Raw genomic sequence first — 18,514 nt, forward strand, 5'->3', positions numbered from 1 at the left:
TTAGGTTAAAATGAATGTTTAATTTAAAATCAATAGTTATGAGTACTTTAATTCCAACAACTAACAGAAACGGTAATAAAATTTCAGACTCTAACTTTAATTTGTTACCAAATTTAACATCTTGGTTCGATGAAATATTGGATCATAGATTTAGTACAGATTTCATGTCTAATTTTAATACAGGAATTTCATCACCTGCTGTAAACATCATGAATTCTGAAAATAAATACACCATAGAAATGGCTGTGCCAGGACTTAAAAAATCAGATTTTAATATTGACATTGACAACAATGTGCTCTCTATAAGTGCAGCTACTGAAACAGAGCATAAAGAAGAATCTGAGCAGTATACACGAAGAGAGTTTGGTTATTCTTCGTTCAAACGAACATTTACCATTCCTAAAACTGTAGATATCGAAAGGATTAAAGCCGAGTATAATGAAGGTATTTTAAATATCCATTTGCCAAAAATGGAAAAAGACAAAACCAAGTCCATTAAGAAAATTGATGTATCATAGAAAGAGAAGAGGGCGTTAGTCCTCTTTTTTTTTATAATCCAGAACAAATCAAATTATCGTATATTTAAGAAAACCTCACTGAATTGAAAACGATTGTAATAACTGTAGCTTTTTTGTTAAGTCATCCTTTAATATCTTATGACATGCAGGATAATTATGTCTGGCATGATTTAAAGGTAACAGCAACAGCTTATAATTCTTTGCAATCACAAACCAATTCAAGACCTCAAATTACAGCTTTTGGAGACAGTTTAAAACCAGGTTTAAAAGTTATTGCTGTTTCAAATGATTTGTATAAAAAAGGACTTAAATACAATACACCGGTAAAAATAAAAGGGCTTGAAGGAATATATTATGTAAAAGATAAAATGCCGGCTCGCTGGCAAAACAAAATAGACATCTACATGGGAGTTGATGTAAAAGCTGCCAAAGCTTGGGGGAGGCGAACCATTACCATAGCTTATGGCGAGCTTATAGATGAATAGCGTATTTTATTTTGTTTCAGCTTCCGAAATAATAAACGGATAAGCTTCTTTAACCTGTTTTAATTCTTCTGATGTTAACTCGGTGGCAGGTTTGTTTAAAACATTTAAACAATAATCGTTTCTTAGTTCGTAATAAGCAGCAGTAAGTCTGTCTTGTACTTGAATAAAGCGATTATATGTAGCTTGTGGGTGTGTTAATAGTGAAATCACAGCTTTTGATGGGTTATCAGACCCTTCAGGGTTTTTAACACCAGTGCAATACGCACAAGATCCATCACCGTTATTATTAATAAACAGTTTTGTTAACGCTTTGAGCTCGTCTAAATCAATAATTTCGTTTTCAACCATTATTTCATCTTTGTTATTGATTGAAATTCGAAATAAGTTGCGTTCAGGAATCATGGTTTCACAGTCTGTACCCGGCGGACATTCGGCTGGAAGTTTTCGGTTAATACCTTCATCCGAGGAGATCGTCGCGGTTACCAGAAAGAAAATAAGCAGTAAAAATGCAATGTCTGCCATAGAACCAGCATTGACTTCTGGGTGTTGTTTTGAAAGTCGCATAAGAATATGTTTAGAGGTTATGTGTTAATTACCTCACAAAAACAATACCATAATTAAAAGAGAATGAACACGTTGACCTATTAATGCGAATTTTAATTAAGTATTTCCTGTTTTATTGATAAAATAGGAACGATTTTTGTTAAATCAATGCAAAATACCATGAACAACGAGGTGGTTTAAATTTTAAGAAATATATTTGAATGAAATATAAACCGATACGTTTAGGCGAACCCAAATTTTAAATTGACAATGAAGTTAGTTTCGTTATATATTATCATATTTTCTATATCGTTATCTGCATACGGGCAATTAGATAACAGAAAAACGTCTGTAGCTATTCCTGCGGTTGAGACTAAAAAGGAAACCGAGTCTAAAACCATATTGCCTGCTGAAAAGAAAGAAGACCCTGTGGTGTTTGGGAAATTAGATGTTCCTGATATTTCTGCTACCGGATTAAACACCCCTAAAAAGTCATTTTCATTATACGAAGAGGAATTTGGAAACCCGGGAGAGTTATATAAAAAGCAAATCGATAAAAATATAGCCGATTTAAAACTATCGCCAGAGGAAGTAGAACAGTTAAATGGAAGTAAAACTGATCAGTATTTTGGGGATTTTAAAAGCAATGCCAAATTTGTTAACGTCGTATATCGTGATCATGGCGCTGTTGATGGCGATATTATTCAGGTTCGTGTCAACGACGATGTTATCAAAGCCAGAGTGTATTTAAATGGCGGATATCAGGGGGTTAAAATTGATTTAAGACCTGGATTAAACAAAATAGACTTTGTAGCTTTAAATCAAGGGCAATCTGGCCCTAACACCGCTGAATTTAGAGTGGTAGATGATCAGGAAAACTTAATTTCAGGCAACCGATGGAACCTTGCCACAGGTGTTAAAGCCAGTATCATTATTGTAAAGGAATAATACTATTTTATAATTCGTTCTATAGCTTCAAGTTCTTCTTTGCTAAAGCTTAAATTGTTTAGTGCTTTTACATTTTCTTTTAATTGATTCGAAGAACTTGCACCGATTAAAACAGAGGCCACTTGTGGCTGACGTAAAATCCATGCAATAGCCATTTGAGAAAGCTTTTGGTTTCTAGACGCTGCGATAGTATTTAAGGCCTGTATTTTTTCAATGTTTTTATTTACCGAATCGGTGTCTAAATAAGTTAAACTTTTTGATGCCCGGGAGCCTTCGGGAATACCTTTTAAATATTTATCGGTAAGCATGCCTTGAGCTAAAGGCGAAAAGGCTATGCATCCAACACCATTATCCTCTAATGTATCTAATAAGTTTTCTTCAACCCAACGGTCAAACATCGAATAACGCGCCTGATGCAAAATAAACGGCACATTCAAATCTTTAAGTAGTTTCGCTGCTTCGGCAGTTTCTTTGGGTTGATAATTAGAAATACCCACATACAAGGCTTTTCCTTGTCGGACGATATCAGCCAATGCGCCCATGGTTTCTTCTAACGGGGTTTCAGGATCAGGTCTGTGATGATAAAAAATATCGACATAGTCCAGATTCATACGTTTTAAACTCTGGTCTAAACTTGAAATTAAATATTTTCTTGAGCCCCAGTTACCATAAGGTCCCGGCCACATATCGTACCCTGCCTTAGAAGCTATAAAAAGTTCATCACGATAGGATTTAAAATCTTTTTTAAAAATGACACCGAAGTTTTCTTCAGCCGATCCATATGGCGGTCCATAATTGTTCGCTAAATCGAAGTGCGTGATGCCTAAATCGAATGCGGTTCTTAAAATATCTCGCCCGTTTTGAATACTATCTACAAATCCGAAATTATGCCATAAGCCTAAAGATAATGCCGGTAGTAATACACCGCTTTTACCTGAGCGATTATAAGTCATGGTATTATAGCGTTGTTCGTTGGCGTAATACGCTTTTATTTGGCTTTTGTCGTTGATTTGCATAAATATGTACTTGTTTAATTGGTTTGTAAAGATAAATTTCTTTTCAAAATTATTACAGTTTAAATCTATCTTATTGAAGATTAGAATAAATAAAAACTTCGAAATTTTTATACCATTTATTCGTCATAAACCCTGCAAAGGTGTTATTTTTGCACGCCTAAAAGTTAAATACATGTCTATTACATCGAAAGCAGAATTAGAACAAGAAGAGCGTAAAGCAGGGAAGGACTTATATAGTTATCAAAAAGGAGCCATCAGTAAAATTTTTCAGGCTTTTGATGAATCACGTGACGATTACCACTTGTTATACCAGTTGCCTACCGGTGGTGGTAAAACGGTTATTTTTTCTGAAATCGTAAGACAATATTTAAAAAACCACAACAAGAAGGTGTTAATCATGACACACCGTATTGAGCTGTGCAAGCAAACATCCAGAATGCTTACAGAGTTTGCTGTAGAGAATAAAGTGGTTGATAGTAAGGCAGACTTAAGCGACCAGGCCAACTACAGCTGTTTTGTAGCCATGGTTGAAACTTTAAACAACCGTTTAAATGATAACAAACTTGATATATCAGATATTGGTTTAGTGATTATCGATGAAGCGCATTACAACTCATTCACGAAGTTGTTTAAATTCTTTAGTCAGTCATTTATTCTTGGGGTTACGGCTACACCTTTAAGTTCAAGTATTGAATTACCAATGACCGATAATTACGATGAGTTAATTGTTGGAGAAAGTATTGAGTCGCTTATTGAAAACGGATTCCTGGCACGTGCTGATATGTACACGTATAACGTGGGGTTAACCTCGTTAGTCGTAGGTGCTAATGGTGATTATACCGTGAAATCTTCAGAAGATCTGTATACGGCAGATGACATGTTGTCGAAATTACTTCAGGCTTACGAAGAGCGTTCAAAAGGGAAGAAGACCTTAATCTTTAACAATGGTATTAACACGTCTTTACACGTTTACGATACGTTTAGAAGAGCGGGGTATCCCATTGCGCATTTAGATAATACCAATACTAAAAAGGAGCGTGCTCAAATCTTAAAGTGGTTTAAAAATACACCGGATGCGATTTTAACATCGGTGAGTATCTTAACGACTGGATTTGATGAGCCATCAGTGGAGAGTATCATTCTTAACCGAGCAACAAAATCGTTGACCTTGTACTACCAGATGATTGGTCGTGGTTCTCGTATATTTAAGAATAAGAATAAATTTACGGTTATAGACTTAGGTAATAACTTTTACCGTTTCGGGCCATGGGGTGATAATTTAGATTGGCAACGCATCTTTAAATCACCTAACTATTACCTGGATTCTATTATTAGTGATGAAGAGTTAGAAAGCAACTTCCGTTACGAAATGCCAGACGAATTACGTAAGGAGTTTGGGAATAGTAAAGAGGTGTATTTCGATATTCAAAAAACGTATGTCGACTCAATTAGAAGTGGAGAGTCTTCAAAAGTGGTCTTAGAACGTTCTATAGAGCAACATGCCAGAATTTGTATTGAAAACAGTGAAGATGTTTACGATGCAATAGGTTTAGCTAAGATGTTAGGCGATGATATCGATTTCAGAATACAACGCTATACGAAGTGTATTAGTAAAAGTACTTACAATTTTGTAGAGTGGTTAAAAGACGATTATCGCAAGAAATTGAACTCATACTTACGTCAGAACTTTGACGAAGTGTTTGAAGATATTCATGGGTATCCTCCGGAAGATTAAATATATCTTACAATAATTATTAAAACGAAAAAAAAATAAATGTACCTTTACGCCATATAAGTGTGTTAGGCAATTTTTATTTAATTTTTCCATTTTTTTTCAAAGGTCTTGGTTTAGGTTTTTCATAAAAATTCACTGTAACATTCAGTATTAATCGAAAATGAATTATCTATGGCAAAATCTCAGGTTACTTATAACAAAATTGAAAAAGAAAAGAAACGTTTAAAAAAGCGCGAGGAAAAGCAGAAGAAGAAAGAAGCACGTAAGACCGAAGCGAAGGAAAATCCTAAAGGAATTCAGTTCGCCTATGTAGATCATAACGGCAATTTAACTGATACGCCACCGGATCCACAACTAAAAGAACAGATAGACCTGGAAAGTATTGAAGTGGGGATTCCAAAGAAGGAAGAACGCGAAGAGGAAGAGCCGGCTGCTAAAGAAGGTAAAGTATCATTTTTTGATACCTCTAAGGGTTTCGGATTTATTTTAGACAGTATTAATCAGGAAAAATATTTCGTTCACGTTAGTGGTTTACTTGAGCCTGTTTCTGAAAATGACAAGGTAACTTACGAGCTGGAACGCGGACCTAAAGGCATGAACGCTGTAAGAGTTAAAAAAATATAATTTGCAATAAGAACTAATTGTGTATTTATGAGTATACCTCGTAAAACTGTTTTAATTGTATTGGCATTTTTTGCTATCTATGTGATTTGGGGCTCTACCTACCTGTTAAATAAAATAGCCGTTTCCGAATTACCACCTTTTTTTTTAGCGTCCTTCCGTTTTACTTTAGCAGGAATAATCATCTTTGCCATTTCTAAAGCAATGAGGTTGTCCTTATCAATAACAAGAAGACAACTTATCAACTCCATCATAACCGGGTTTTTATTTCTGGTTTATGGTAATGGCGTGTTTGTTTGGGCTTTAAAGTATGTTGATAGTGGTTTTGGAGCTCTGGAAGCTTCAACACAACCCTTATTTATTTTATTACTTTTAAAGCTTATAGACGGAAAAAAAATGCAGACCAATTCTATTATTGGTGTCGCCTTAGGAATTGTTGGAATGTATATTTTGGTAAGCCAACAAGAGCTGGTAACGCAAGAAGGAACCTTGTTAGGTATGTTTATGATTTTAACTTGTGTATTAAGTTGGAGTTACGGCAGTATATTTGTGTCTAAAGCCGATTTACCAAGTAATTACTTTGTCAGTACAGCTTACCAGATGATTGCCTCAGGGGTTATGTTAGCAATAACCAGCGTTATTTTAGGTGAAACCTGGGTCGCGCCAGATAAATGGAGCTCTCAAGTGACTTTAGCCATGGTGCTTTTAGCGGTCTTCGGAAGTGTTGTAGCATTTACATCCTTTAATTATTTACTTAAAGTGGTATCACCAGAAAAGGTGTCTACTTCGGCGTATGTGAATCCTGTTATCGCTATTTTTTTAGGTTGGTTTGTTCTAAACGAACCCATTAGCTTTCAAACCATAATCGCTGCTACGATATTATTAACCGGTGTGTATTTTATCACTACCAAACGAAAAATTAAACTCAGACCTTTTGGACGTTAAAAAAGCTTTAAAATACATGTTTTTTAGTACGCTGGGCTTCGCATGTATGAATGCCACAGTAAAGTACCTGAAAGACGTTAATAGCTATCAGATTGTATTTTTTAGATCTCTTGGATCCTTATTTTTTACTTTCGGTTTTCTTTTAAAAAACAAAATTCCCATCATCGGAAAACATAATACACTGCTTATTGCGCGCTCTGTAGTGGGGGCGTCTTCTATGTTATTGTTTTTTATGTCGGTGAAGTATTTATCAATTGGGACAGCGGTGTCTTTACGGTATACGGCACCTATTTTTGCAGCTATAATGGCGGTATTTTTACTTCGTGAGAGAGTAAAACCCTTGCAATGGCTGTTTTTTGTTATTTCATTTATTGGGGTAATCGTCTTAAAAGGTTTAGATAAACATATTAACAGTTATGGATTAATACTGGTGCTTATTGCGGCTGTTTTAAGTGGTTTGGTGTATATCATAATCAGTAAAATAGGTAAGCGGGAGCATCCGGCGGTTATTGTCAATTACTTTATGGTTACCGCTACTGTTTTAGGTGGTGTACTTTCAATTGGTAATTGGGTAACACCTAAGGCTTCAGAATGGCCTTTCCTGTTCTCTTTAGGGGTGTTTGGTTACGTTGGTCAAATATACATGACCAAAGCGTTTCAGGCGGCTTCTACAAATATTGTGGCCCCTTTAAAATATATAGAGGTTGTTTTTACAGCGGCTATTGGTGTGATGGTCTTTCAGGAGGTCTATACGATTTGGAATCTACTGGGTATTGCATTAATTATAGGTGGGTTGGTGCTAAATGTCTGGTACAAATCTAAATACATTAAATAGCAGAGCAATACAGGGTTAATTCTTGTTCTTAACTAATCAAATTGGTACTTTTGTTCGCCTTTACATAAAATCAGGGTAGCACATGTCATTTAAAACAGCAGTCAATAACGTTCGAAGAAAAGTAATGCACAGCATTACTAAAAATGTAGGAAGCTCTTATAAAGAGCCTGAATACGGTTCATTGAAGCCCGAAGACATCAAACGGGTGTTAATTATAAGGCCGAATCATAGATTAGGAAACCAGTTGTTGTTAACTCCAATTGTTCAGGAGGTTATTGAAACATTTCCTAATTGTGAGATCGATTTGTTTGTTAAAGGCGGTGTGGCATTTCCCGTATTCGAGAATTATCCTGAAGTCCATAAAATCATTCAGTTACCACGTAAACCCTTCAATAACTTATATAAATACGCGAAGAGTTGGGTGTCTATAAAAAACAAATCTTACGATTTAGTAATTAATGGCGATAAAGACTCCTCTTCAGGACGCTTATTAACTCAACTATCTCGGGCAAAGTTTAAAGTATTTGGTGATGTGAATAAAGAGATTCAAACATTGCACCCCGATCATAAACATATCTCAAAATACCCGATTTATAATTTACGCTATTATTTAAAACATCTTGGGGTTGACCTAAATGAGCGTGAGCTGCCTACTTTAAACATTCGCTTAAACAACGAAGAAATTAGTAAAGGCAAATCTATTTTAGACGGTATTAGCAAAAACGATAAACCCTCTATTTGTATTTATACCAATGCTACTGGGGATAAATGTTATTCTCATGAATGGTGGGAGACGTTGTACCAGCGTTTGTTACAGGAGTTTCCAGAGTTCAATATTATTGAAATGTTACCTATAGAAAACATTTCCCGTATTAACTTTAAAGCACCTAACTTTTACAGTAAAGACATTCGAGAGATGGGTGGCGTGTTGAATAACACAGCTATTTTTATTGCCGCAGATAATGGCGTAATGCATCTGGCAGTAGCTTCAGAAACCCCTACAGTTGGCTTCTTTTCAGTAACCGATGAGCATAAATACGGTCCGTATGGTAATGGCAATATCGCTATTAACACCAACAAAACCACTATTGAAGACTGGATACAAAGTATTCGTAAAATTCTTGAATAAAACATAAGCCTGTAAAACAAGTATATAGCTCCAGTGTGATTGTCATCTGGAGCTTTTTTTTTTATGAGCTTTTACTTAAGTTGGAATTAAGTCACATGTCAAGCTAATTTAAAATCACTATAGATTTCCTGATTAGGCTTGATTATTACTGAGTTTTGTTTACATTTAGTTTCGAAGTAGATCCTTGAACTATGAATGGCAAAAAAATATCTTTCTCTCTATATTTTTTAGAAAAAATATGTCCTTTATCTAATGAGTTTAAATCCTTTTATCAGCAGCAGGTTAAGCATGCTTTGTACAAAAAGGGAAGCATTTTAAACGAAAGTGGCACGTTGTGTGATAAATTGTATTTCATTAAAAAAGGCATGATTAGGGGTTTTCATAACATTGAAGATAATGAAATAACCACATGGCTTAGCACCGATAACGAACTGGTAACCTCTATAACCGGCTTTTTCAAGCACATACCGGCATCAGAAAATATGCAAGCTATAGAAGATACCTATGTTGAATATTTAAGCTATGACGATTTCCAAACGGCCTTGAGTAAGTTTCCTGAAATGGTACGAATTTTTAATATTCTGCTTATTGAATATTATATACACGCTGAAAACCGCACCCTCTTATCACGTATTCCATCAGCTAAAGGTCGCTTCGATCATTTTGTATCTAATGGTAATACCTTTCTTTTAAATCGCGCACCTCACAAGTTCTTAGCTAATATGCTAAGTATGAGACCCGAAACATTCAGTCGGATCTTAAAGGCGAATGAGGTTGATTTTGCTAACGAAATGGAATCTTGATATATATCAAGACAATCTGTTTTAACGCGAAGTTTTCTGTCATATTTAACGAAAACATAATACTATTGTAGGGTAAATTGCTAATATCTACAACCCTTTTGTTTGCTATTAGACAAAAGACTTAACCTACTAATTTTTATTTTTTTTATTATGGTATCTTTAGTTATCACTTCATCAACCATACTTGTTGTTACCTTCGGATTAGGCATAGGTATAGGTTATCACATTGGTCAAAGGCATAACCGAAAAAGCATCAGTCAATAGGGCATTAGTTACTGTTTGGAATAATTAATTTGAATAGAGTATTAAGGCAACCCCAACCATAATACCTAGAAGCGGAACAAGTTTTTTGCGTTTGTTTTGCTCTTTAAAAATTAGTCCTCCAATAACAACGGCAATTAAAATCTGACTACGTTTTATGGCGGATAGCAACATGATTAAAGCATCAGGATCCTGTAGGGCTTTAAACGAAAAGTAATCGGCCATCTGAAGCAAAATCCCCACCGCAGGAATAGTCCATCGGAATTTAAACGCCTTGCGCTTTTCTGCGTTCGGGAAAAACGTAACCGATAGTACTACCAGTAAAATTAATGTGGTATATAAACAGAACCAAAACTGCAATGTTTGAGGTTCTAAGCTTAAGTTTTGAATTAAGAATTTATCGTATAGGCCTGCTGAAGAGCCTAGGAATGTAGCCCCTATAATAGCAAAAATCCATTTGTTGCTTTTAAAATGAATTCCTTCTTTTTTTCCGATTTTCGAATATAAAAACACCGAAAAGATAATTAAGAAAAACCCTAGCCATTGCGGCATAGTTGGGGCTTCTTTATAAATTAAAATAGCCCCGATAAACGTAAAAAACGGACCCGCAGAGCGAATAGGGGTTACAATGGTAATCGGTAAGTGTTTTAAGGCCTGATAGGCTAAAATCCAGGACGCCGCCATAATAGCCGACTTAATAAAAATAAAGCCATGCTTAGATAAAGGAATATCGGTAATGTATAAGCCAATATCTTTTGCTAAACTCGGGTTGATTTTAGATAAAACAAACCAAGGTAATAACAATAAAAACCCAGCTAAAATAGTACCAAAAAGTACCGGAAACACTTCATTGCCTTGCACGGCATGTTTTTTACATAAATTATGTAAGCCCAAAAATAATGCTGCAAGCAGCCCTAGATACATCCACATGGCCGCAAAGGTAATATTTTAGGGTATTTTACAAGGGAATTACTCCCACCAAACCACAAAAAACTTTTGAACAATTCCGTTAGGAAACTTCACCCAGCATAATGGCGATGTTTTGTTTAAAATATAAGGATTCACAGCCTCATAAAACTTGTCATATGGAAGCCAGTTACTTTGTGTTTGTATTTCTGATAACCAATTGATTTTGTTTGGTATATAAAATTTATTGTTATCAAAAACTTTAAGGTGTTTAAACGATATATAAAACCCTTTAATGCAGGTTTTATTCAGAAGTTCAAACGATATGTTGGCATCATTATATGGCGTAAAAAGTTGAGCCTTAAACAAAACAAGCTGTTGCAGGTTTTTAATATCTAAATTTAAATCTTGTAACAAGGTCTGTGTATGCGGGTTAAAAAGCAAAGGCAACTGCTTATTTTTAAGTTTATCCAGCTTTTTAACTAAAGTATCTTTTCGGTTTGGACCAATCCAATGGTCAAGTTCGGTATTCCCAACATGAGCATCATATAAATAAAATTTATATACTATTTCCAGGTGTATCGGTTGGTTGTTATACAGCAACAGTGCGTCCAGTTCACCTAACGTGCGTTTATCTTTTTGTATTTGTATATTTTCAACTAAAATGGTTGTGTGCTCATCCTGCGATAGTTCATGACTCACAAAGCGCTCCACACGTTTTCCTAGGCGTAAGCCCTCTGGTACTGACTGGTTAAAGTTAGAGATGTCATGTGAGGGGATGTCCAGTTGTTGTAAACCGTACACATCTTGATGCTGCCAAAGTAAAGGTGTGTTTACATAGCCTTCGTATTGTAATTGAATCTCTTTGTCTTTAAAATGTGGCATGTTGCTAAAGTAATTCAAATCCACCTTAGAGCCAAGTCAATGGTTGACTAAACCTATTAGGGAAAATTCCTTTTTTTTTGTAATTTAGGTTATCAAATATTTAGACAACACATTATGAAAGCTCTTACATTCCTTCTTAGCCTGTTTATATTAACCATCTTTTCCTGTGGTAGCACACAATCTGTCGCGACCCCTGAAGAAATCCAGGCTTTAAAAAAGCTGGTAGATAGCAAGTCGTTTTATATTGAATCCGATTGGGCGTACCCACAAGTAACCGCAGCGATGTCGCAGGTGCTCAATTCACCACTTATGCGTCCGGGTAGCGGTGCAGGAGGGGTGAATTTAATTGGCAATTCTAACTTTTTAAAGGTGGAAGGCGATAGCGTGACATCATATTTACCATATTTTGGCGAAAGACGAATGGGAGGCCAGTATGGTGGTACCGATAGTGCTATTGAGTTTAAAGGCCTAGTGGAAGACTACGAAGTTAAAGAAAACAAACACAGTGGGTTTACCATCAAATTTGATGCGAAAAGTAAAAACGAAGGCTTCTCTGTAATTATTGATTTATTCCCGAATAACAAAAGTTCTATGACCTTAAACGGAAACACCAGAACAACCATACAATATACAGGAGAAGTAAGTGCTAAAAAAGAAGAGGAGTAAGATCTTAATTATCATGTTAGATGCATTGATGTAATGAAGGAATCGACTGTTTCAGATGATTATCCGTTAACCCGATTCATTCGTTATGTGAATTTAGTAGGCGTATTGCTATTTGCTACAGGTATTTTCATACCCAATTCAAGCATAAAATATATAAGTATGCTGTTTTTTGTGTATTTCTATTTCTGGATTTTTATATTATTTCTTGCATCAGAAATCGGGTTTGTTATTGTAAACAAAAGCAATCTTTTTAAACATATTCAATCCAGCTGGTGGGTTGCGCTTGGTGTTTTATTTCCAATAACCCTGTTCGTTATATTATCTGCAATGATGGTTTTACAGTAGATTTATGGATGCAAAAAAGTCGTGTTTTTGTAGTTTATCGGTTAAATACAGCGTTCGTATAATATTTTATTAGTCGTAGGCTTAATGTTTTAATTTTAATCAGATTAAATTTTTAAGCCTTACTATGAAAGCCCTTTATTCTTTATTAAGCATTGTATGTATGTTATTAACTGGCATGTGGAGTTACGCTCAGGAGACCGCCAGTATTTTAGATGATGTACCTCCTCAATACAAAAAATCAAGCCCTATATATTTATTATCGGATCACCAACTGAATAACACCGATACCATTCCGGATTTTGCTGAAAAGCCAAACAAATTAAAAATCTCCGGAACCATCTACGAAAGTGATGGTGTAACACCTGCTAAAGACGTGGTTTTATTTATTTTTCAACCTGATGAAAACGGCGACTATAAAATGAAACGCGATAGTAACCGTAAACGTTATGTACACCACCGTGGCTGGATTAAAACCGATGCCGATGGAAAATATACGTTTTATACCTTCATGCCAGGTAAATATTTAGGAGCAAAAGAGCTAAAACAAATTCACAGGATTGTTAAAGTGCCTGGGCAACCAGAACAAGGATTATCATCGTTTTTCTTTAATGACGATCCGTTAATCCCGGAATTAACCTTATCCTGTAGAGCCGAAGCGGTTAAAAGTATGCTACGTTTAGAAATGAAAGACGGTATGCTTATAGCAAACAAAGACATTACCTTAAAGAAAGGTGTCGATATTTTAGCTCAATAATTTTTACTCTGTTAATCGAATTTCAAACAGGCACCCTTGGGGTGCCTGTTTTTTTACTTAAAACATCATAAACAGGGTGTTATTTTAAGTTTTTCAGAGGATTATATGCGTATAATTTATTAAATTTAATAGCTGGCTTTAACCAACTACCATCCAACGTTTCAATTTAAATATTCGAGGTATTTAAATGGCCTATTTAATAAAACCCGTTAAGTATGGACATTACTATCGAGAATCCCCGGTTTTACTTCAAGCTGTTTTATCTTTTAGCTTTTGTTTTTATTTACGCCATGGTGCTTTATAAAAGTGTTCAACGCAAATACCATTTGCGTTCGGTATTACTTATGCTAACCACCATTTCGTTGTTTACGGTTTTAGGGTCAAGGTTGTTTACCATCCCAATAGACCACTGGTTAAGCGTTATACAGTCGCCAGCCAATGAACTTAATAACCGATCGGCCGTAGGAGGCTTGTTGTTTGGTTTAGTTGGTTTAGTAATCTCTCAGCGCGTTTTCGGGTTTAATCGGCCTATGCTGGATTTATATGCCTGGTTGGGGCCCATAGCCTTGGGAATTATAAAATTTGGCTGTTTGTTTAATGGTTGCTGCTATGGTGTACCCAGTAATGCCTTTTGGGCGGTTCGCTATCCTGTGGGGACCCATGCCCATTTCAATCAGTGGTCTGCGGGACTAATCCCTTCAGATATGGCGACCACGCTTTCTGTGCACCCTGTACAATTGTACGAAAGCCTTATTTTGTTTGTGGTTGGGTTTATAGTTTATAAAACCCATAAGTATTGGCGTAAAAATTTTAGTGCTATAGTATCGAGCCTAGTGCTATTCTTTTTTATGCGCTTTGGGATTGAGTTTTTCAGAGATCCAAGCGGCTCCCAATTTAACGATGTGTATTATTACGGATTACGCTGGTACCATTGGAGTATGCTTCTGTATGGAGTATTGGCTTCAGTGATATTATTAATTTATGAAAGGTATTTAAACATAGAATTGATTAAGGGACGACAAAACTCACCCTTTCTTCATGCCGATTTTATGTATATCATACTTATATCGCTTGGGCTTTATACGTTTAAAGGCTTGTTGTCTAGCTACGAAATTGCAGTGATTTGGATTAAGTTTCTTCCTGCTATTGTGCTTTCAGGGTATTACTTATTTACCGATAACCGTTTAAAACGGTATCGTTGGGTAACCAGCTTGGCACTCGTGATGCCTGTTTATGTGTTTGCACAAACCATTCCCACACAAAAGCCCGTAGTAAAACAATATCACCGAATTGATTTTGGTGGCTCTTTTGGCGATTTTGCAAATGAAGTGCAATACAATCCACAGGAAGGGGAGTGCGGCACCACTTACGACAGCCAGTATTTTAAACAAACCTACAGTGTTGTTGGCGGCGGTTATTCCTTTATCACAGAAAAAGAAAAAAGTAGAATTACCTATGGCGCTAATCTTTCAGCAGGAACCATTAAAAGCACGAATCTCTCTGCAAATACCAGTGAATCTGACTTTATTTTTGGTGTAAATCCTTATTTTAAAGTGGATGGCAAATGGCTTGGTGGAGGGGCTGGTTTTCAAGTGGGTAATTTGCGAGTTAATAAAGATGAAACTATAGATGAAAACAATATAGAAGATGCTGAAAAAACCTATAATATTTTACCTGAGTTTTATGTGCGTCTGGGCCCTAAAAAGTATTTTGATATCGATTATAATTACGGGTTTATGTATCCATCGGCATTTCCAACATTATACTCCAGAGTAAGTATTGGTTCTGGATTTGGTTTAAGTGATAATTATAGTTTACGCTATGGACATATATTAAATTTAGATACCGGTTATATTTCAGCCGAAGCATTAATAACCGAACAATTTGGCATCAATATCATGTATATCTTTGAAGAAGATTATTACTTACCTTTTGATGATAACACCAGTGGTAAAGTGGTATTTTCTTTAAATTACAGATTCGGACATAAATCGAAATAAGATATACCGATGCAAAACATACACCGCATTCGTTTTAAACTGTATAAGGCCCCAAATAACAACTGGTAGCACTTAATGCTTTTTTGGGGTTTGAAAAGCCTGCCCATAGTTGCACTTCCAGACCTTGAAATACAGGCTCGAAATTTAAGAGGTAGGCCGTATCGCTACGTTGCACTGTGGGTGTAAAACAAGCAAACTGTTTTATAGCCGGAGCATAAGCGACCACCAAAAGCCTATCGTCTGCATAAGCCATGCCTTGATTACTGTTATCTGTCCACTGTAACGTTAAGGGTTGGTTTTCCTGTGTTTCAACAACTACATCCTCTAAACCACGTAACGGTCCCATGCTTATTAATACTTTGTTATACTGTATTATAAAGTCCACACCATTAAAAATGGTAGCTTCTTTTAAGTGATACGAAAACGCCAGATTGTATCGCGATTTACTCTTTACAGGTGCTCCAAAGGTCTCGTTTAAAAGGTCTTTAATGGGTGTTAAAAAGCCGTGGATACATTTAAATCTATTGCGTTGCTTTTGTTGGGCTGGTGTTGGTGGTTTATGCGATTTGTTGGGTAGCGATCGTAACACTGCTTTACCGCGCCAGCGACTGCCAATTACAGTCCCTACTTTTCCCGAGAAATCGCCTAAAACACCTTGTTGGTATGTCGCCATGATTTTGATTATTAAGGGGTTACAATAATTAAATATACAAAGAAAAAACTGACTAATTCAATTTTATTGTAAGATTTTAAATATGATTATATTGAATTGTAAGGGTTTGGTTCGTGTTTCCTTCGGGAATTCCTCGGGTTTTCTTCGTAAAATAAGGGTTTTACCGAAGGATTCCCGAAGGAATATCGAACATGACTCGAAGGAAACCCCTAAAACAGGCGTTTCAATTAAATGTGTATTTTCTTAAATAAAGGCAATTTCTTGTAGGTATTTATGTATATTTGGGTGTATATATAATAAAAATAAACACACCAGTGTGTTTATACGCATGTTGTAACCAATACTGAAAAAAATTACTTTTTTATTTTTATACATCGAACTTCTATGTATATTTGTTTTTAATTAAGAACATTTTATATGGAAAAACTATCAAAAGAATTAATTGGAGCTTCTACCATACCTATTATTTTATCAATACTTTCAAAGAACGAATCTTATGGTTATGAAATAATTCAAAGCGTAAAAGAAATATCTAATGGAAAAATAGAATATGGAGATGGAACATTATATCCAGTTTTACACAAATTAGAAAAAAAAGAGCTAATTGAATCCTATTGGAAAATTGGAGAATCTGGGAAAAAAAGAAAATACTACAAAATAAGTACTAAAGGAAAAAAAGAACTTATATCGGAAAAAGAAAATTGGACAATTATCAATCAAATTATATCAAAATTATGGAAAATAGAACCGAGTTTAACTTAACAAATAGCATAGAAATTTGGAAATCAGAATTGTCTAAAAAAGCTAATATAACCACAGACAATATGGACGAGTTGGAAAGCCACTTATTAGATTTAATTAATGATTTAGAATCTAAAGGGTTAAACAAAGAAGAGTCGTTCCTTATTGCAAGAAAAAGAATTGGGAGAATTGATGACATTAGTTTAGAATATAACAAGATTAATAATAATTTCTCAATTATAAATTCGACAATACCTTATTTAAAAGGCGCTCTAATGTATATTGCATTTATAGTTTTAAGCAAATTATTTTTAGCTACAATTCTACTTTTGAATATGGATTATAGTACCTATAACCTTGTTTCTGTAATGTTACTTGTTGTTTCTTTAATTTCTTTCTTTAGCATAATATATTTTAAATTAAAAAATGGGAAATCTTTATTCAACAAATTAAGTAATATATACACATTAGTCATATTAATATTTGTATCTTCTTTAATATCATTTAGGTTAAGTGCTCAAGTACCACTTCCTGGGATAGATATTTCTAAAATTGGAAATCCAATCGCTGATTTTTATACAATGGAAACCAATTTTGCTGTCTATAAAATATTAAGTGGATTTATTTTATTAGCAACATCCCTAATTTTATTTTGGAAGAATAAAAAACACAATAAATTACGATATACAAAATAAAGTACTGGTTACAACACCGTGTAAGCTCAATAACGGCGGAATTTTCTACCGAAAATTCTCGCCTTTTTTTAACTTGGTTGCGTCAACGGAAAGTACTGACACACTTTCCCGTTACTGACGCTTACACAAACACGTTAGGCACAATATGACCAAAACTTTGAGACAACTATTATCAATTGGAATTTTGACCTTATTTCTGAATCAAATCGGATTTAGTCAATCGATTGACATATTTGTTGACTCTACAATCAAAGTTGACAGCCTAAATGTTCCGACTGATTTAGGACAACCTTACTTCCCGAAAGAAATGTTTCCTGAAGTTGAAATGGACTGGATTCAAACGGACACTGGAACCAAAATAAAAACTAAAGTTAAAGAAGGAACTTACGACGAATTTGTTGTGAATTGGTATTCAAAACATCTTCACGCAATGAAAGAACCATTGTTATTTAATAGAAAAATTGATAAAGAAATTTATAGATTTACTTGGTTGAGGACTTTTGACAAACCAATAACTTTTAGGTTCGAAAAGAAAGATAACAGGTTTATTCTTTATTGGAAAGTCCTGAATGGTGCTGGTGGATATGAACCTGGAGAAATAGAAATTGAGCGACTGAAAATACTAACTAAAAAAGAATGGACTGAATTTACGCAACTTATGGAAAAAGCGGACTTTTGGAATATGAATTTAGGTCGTAGTTCAATTGGAACTGATGGTTCTGAATGGATTATGGAAGGTGTTAATCAATCAGATTATAGAGCTGTAAGTGTTTGGTCACCGAGTAAAGGGGATTTTTATAACGCTTGCGATTATCTAATTTCTTTAACAAATTTGAAAATATCAGAAAAGAAAAAATATTAAAATACTGTGCCTAACACCGTGTAAAAATAATTGCTTGGTTCTTGCCTACTCGGAAAATCCTCGCGGATTTTCCTCTGGCTCGTTCCATTTTTAGTAAGTTAGTTGCTTGCACACGCAACTATCCTTACACCAAACGTTGTGTGTAATG

General features: G+C 35.1%; 21 protein-coding genes. 16 read left to right on the plus strand and 5 right to left on the minus strand.

Features of this window, described 5'->3' with window-relative positions; all coding sequences use genetic code 11:
- Positions 1-38 precede the first annotated feature (38 nt).
- The gene (locus tag RBH94_RS13415) at positions 39-518 is read left to right on the plus strand and encodes an Hsp20/alpha crystallin family protein (RefSeq protein ID WP_307881362.1); all 480 of its coding nucleotides are present in this window, start codon (positions 39-41) and stop codon (positions 516-518) included.
- Positions 519-601: 83 nt separating this feature from the next.
- Positions 602-1,003, plus strand: a complete 402-nt coding sequence (locus RBH94_RS13420; protein WP_374047671.1) for a 3D domain-containing protein — start codon at positions 602-604, stop codon at positions 1,001-1,003.
- A gap of 6 nt (positions 1,004-1,009) precedes the next feature.
- Here the strand turns inward: RBH94_RS13420 and RBH94_RS13425 are convergent, their stop codons facing one another.
- The gene (locus RBH94_RS13425; RefSeq protein ID WP_307881363.1) at positions 1,010-1,567 is read right to left on the minus strand and encodes a biopolymer transporter ExbD; all 558 of its coding nucleotides are present in this window, start codon (positions 1,565-1,567) and stop codon (positions 1,010-1,012) included.
- Between the two features lie 249 nt (positions 1,568-1,816).
- Between RBH94_RS13425 and RBH94_RS13430 the strand changes: the two genes are divergently transcribed.
- Entirely contained in the window at positions 1,817-2,494 is a 678-nt protein-coding gene (locus tag RBH94_RS13430) for a hypothetical protein (RefSeq protein WP_307881364.1), read from the plus strand.
- A 2-nt stretch (positions 2,495-2,496) separates the two neighbouring features.
- On the opposite strand, the gene mgrA is transcribed toward RBH94_RS13430, so the two are convergent.
- Positions 2,497-3,510 (minus strand): L-glyceraldehyde 3-phosphate reductase, encoded by a 1,014-nt coding sequence (gene mgrA, locus RBH94_RS13435; protein ID WP_307881365.1) that lies wholly within the window; start codon positions 3,508-3,510, stop codon positions 2,497-2,499.
- A 172-nt stretch (positions 3,511-3,682) separates the two neighbouring features.
- Between mgrA and RBH94_RS13440 the strand changes: the two genes are divergently transcribed.
- The 6 genes from RBH94_RS13440 (at position 3,683) to RBH94_RS13465 (ending at position 9,578) form a co-directional block, all read left to right on the plus strand.
- The gene (locus RBH94_RS13440) at positions 3,683-5,245 is read left to right on the plus strand and encodes a DEAD/DEAH box helicase (RefSeq protein ID WP_188222010.1); all 1,563 of its coding nucleotides are present in this window, start codon (positions 3,683-3,685) and stop codon (positions 5,243-5,245) included.
- A 171-nt stretch (positions 5,246-5,416) separates the two neighbouring features.
- A complete protein-coding gene (locus tag RBH94_RS13445; protein ID WP_307881366.1) occupies positions 5,417-5,869 on the plus strand; it encodes a cold-shock protein in 453 nt (150 codons plus the stop codon).
- Between the two features lie 27 nt (positions 5,870-5,896).
- Positions 5,897-6,811 carry an EamA family transporter gene (locus RBH94_RS13450; protein ID WP_307881367.1) on the plus strand — a complete coding sequence of 305 codons (915 nt, stop codon included), beginning with the start codon at positions 5,897-5,899 and terminating at the stop codon, positions 6,809-6,811.
- The gene (locus RBH94_RS13455; protein ID WP_307881368.1) at positions 6,801-7,646 is read left to right on the plus strand and encodes a DMT family transporter; all 846 of its coding nucleotides are present in this window, start codon (positions 6,801-6,803) and stop codon (positions 7,644-7,646) included. Before RBH94_RS13450 ends, RBH94_RS13455 begins: the two co-directional genes overlap by 11 nt.
- An 82-nt stretch (positions 7,647-7,728) precedes the next feature.
- On the plus strand, positions 7,729-8,775 hold the full coding sequence (locus tag RBH94_RS13460) for a glycosyltransferase family 9 protein (RefSeq protein WP_307881369.1): 1,047 nt from the start codon (positions 7,729-7,731) through the stop codon (positions 8,773-8,775).
- Positions 8,776-8,966: 191 nt separating this feature from the next.
- Positions 8,967-9,578: a Crp/Fnr family transcriptional regulator gene (locus RBH94_RS13465; protein ID WP_307881370.1), complete on the plus strand. Its 612-nt coding sequence runs from the start codon at positions 8,967-8,969 to the stop codon at positions 9,576-9,578.
- 288 nt (positions 9,579-9,866) lie between these two features.
- Here the strand turns inward: RBH94_RS13465 and RBH94_RS13470 are convergent, their stop codons facing one another.
- Together RBH94_RS13470 and RBH94_RS13475 are read right to left on the minus strand one after the other, a co-directional pair.
- Positions 9,867-10,769, minus strand: a complete 903-nt coding sequence (locus RBH94_RS13470; protein ID WP_307881371.1) for an EamA family transporter — start codon at positions 10,767-10,769, stop codon at positions 9,867-9,869.
- 39 nt (positions 10,770-10,808) lie between these two features.
- Positions 10,809-11,630 (minus strand): DUF1853 family protein, encoded by an 822-nt coding sequence (locus tag RBH94_RS13475; protein ID WP_307881372.1) that lies wholly within the window; start codon positions 11,628-11,630, stop codon positions 10,809-10,811.
- A gap of 114 nt (positions 11,631-11,744) precedes the next feature.
- On the opposite strand from RBH94_RS13475, the gene RBH94_RS13480 reads away from it, so the two are divergent.
- The 4 genes from RBH94_RS13480 to RBH94_RS13495 all read left to right on the plus strand — a co-directional run bounded on the left by RBH94_RS13480 (position 11,745) and on the right by RBH94_RS13495 (position 15,395).
- Positions 11,745-12,296 carry a DUF4251 domain-containing protein gene (locus RBH94_RS13480; RefSeq protein ID WP_307881373.1) on the plus strand — a complete coding sequence of 184 codons (552 nt, stop codon included), beginning with the start codon at positions 11,745-11,747 and terminating at the stop codon, positions 12,294-12,296.
- Between the two features lie 33 nt (positions 12,297-12,329).
- Complete coding sequence (locus RBH94_RS13485) at positions 12,330-12,641, plus strand: hypothetical protein (protein WP_307881374.1); 312 nt, start codon at positions 12,330-12,332, stop codon at positions 12,639-12,641.
- Positions 12,642-12,765: 124 nt separating this feature from the next.
- Positions 12,766-13,395 carry a hypothetical protein gene (locus tag RBH94_RS13490; RefSeq protein WP_307881375.1) on the plus strand — a complete coding sequence of 210 codons (630 nt, stop codon included), beginning with the start codon at positions 12,766-12,768 and terminating at the stop codon, positions 13,393-13,395.
- Positions 13,396-13,610: 215 nt separating this feature from the next.
- A complete protein-coding gene (locus tag RBH94_RS13495; RefSeq protein WP_307881376.1) occupies positions 13,611-15,395 on the plus strand; it encodes a prolipoprotein diacylglyceryl transferase in 1,785 nt (594 codons plus the stop codon).
- Between the two features lie 34 nt (positions 15,396-15,429).
- On the opposite strand, the gene RBH94_RS13500 is transcribed toward RBH94_RS13495, so the two are convergent.
- The gene (locus tag RBH94_RS13500; protein WP_307881377.1) at positions 15,430-16,068 is read right to left on the minus strand and encodes a DUF6266 family protein; all 639 of its coding nucleotides are present in this window, start codon (positions 16,066-16,068) and stop codon (positions 15,430-15,432) included.
- 417 nt (positions 16,069-16,485) lie between these two features.
- Between RBH94_RS13500 and RBH94_RS13505 the strand changes: the two genes are divergently transcribed.
- The 3 genes from RBH94_RS13505 to RBH94_RS13515 all read left to right on the plus strand — a co-directional run bounded on the left by RBH94_RS13505 (position 16,486) and on the right by RBH94_RS13515 (position 18,366).
- Positions 16,486-16,830, plus strand: coding sequence for a PadR family transcriptional regulator (locus RBH94_RS13505; protein WP_307881378.1), 345 nt, complete (start codon positions 16,486-16,488; stop codon positions 16,828-16,830).
- Complete coding sequence (locus RBH94_RS13510; RefSeq protein ID WP_307881379.1) at positions 16,803-17,504, plus strand: permease prefix domain 1-containing protein; 702 nt, start codon at positions 16,803-16,805, stop codon at positions 17,502-17,504. Before RBH94_RS13505 ends, RBH94_RS13510 begins: the two co-directional genes overlap by 28 nt.
- 157 nt (positions 17,505-17,661) lie before the next feature.
- Positions 17,662-18,366, plus strand: a complete 705-nt coding sequence (locus tag RBH94_RS13515) for a hypothetical protein (RefSeq protein ID WP_307881380.1) — start codon at positions 17,662-17,664, stop codon at positions 18,364-18,366.
- Positions 18,367-18,514: the final 148 nt, after the last annotated feature.

This window comes from Aestuariibaculum sp. YM273 (assembly GCF_030908365.1).
Taxonomy (GTDB): domain Bacteria; phylum Bacteroidota; class Bacteroidia; order Flavobacteriales; family Flavobacteriaceae; genus Aestuariibaculum; species Aestuariibaculum marinum.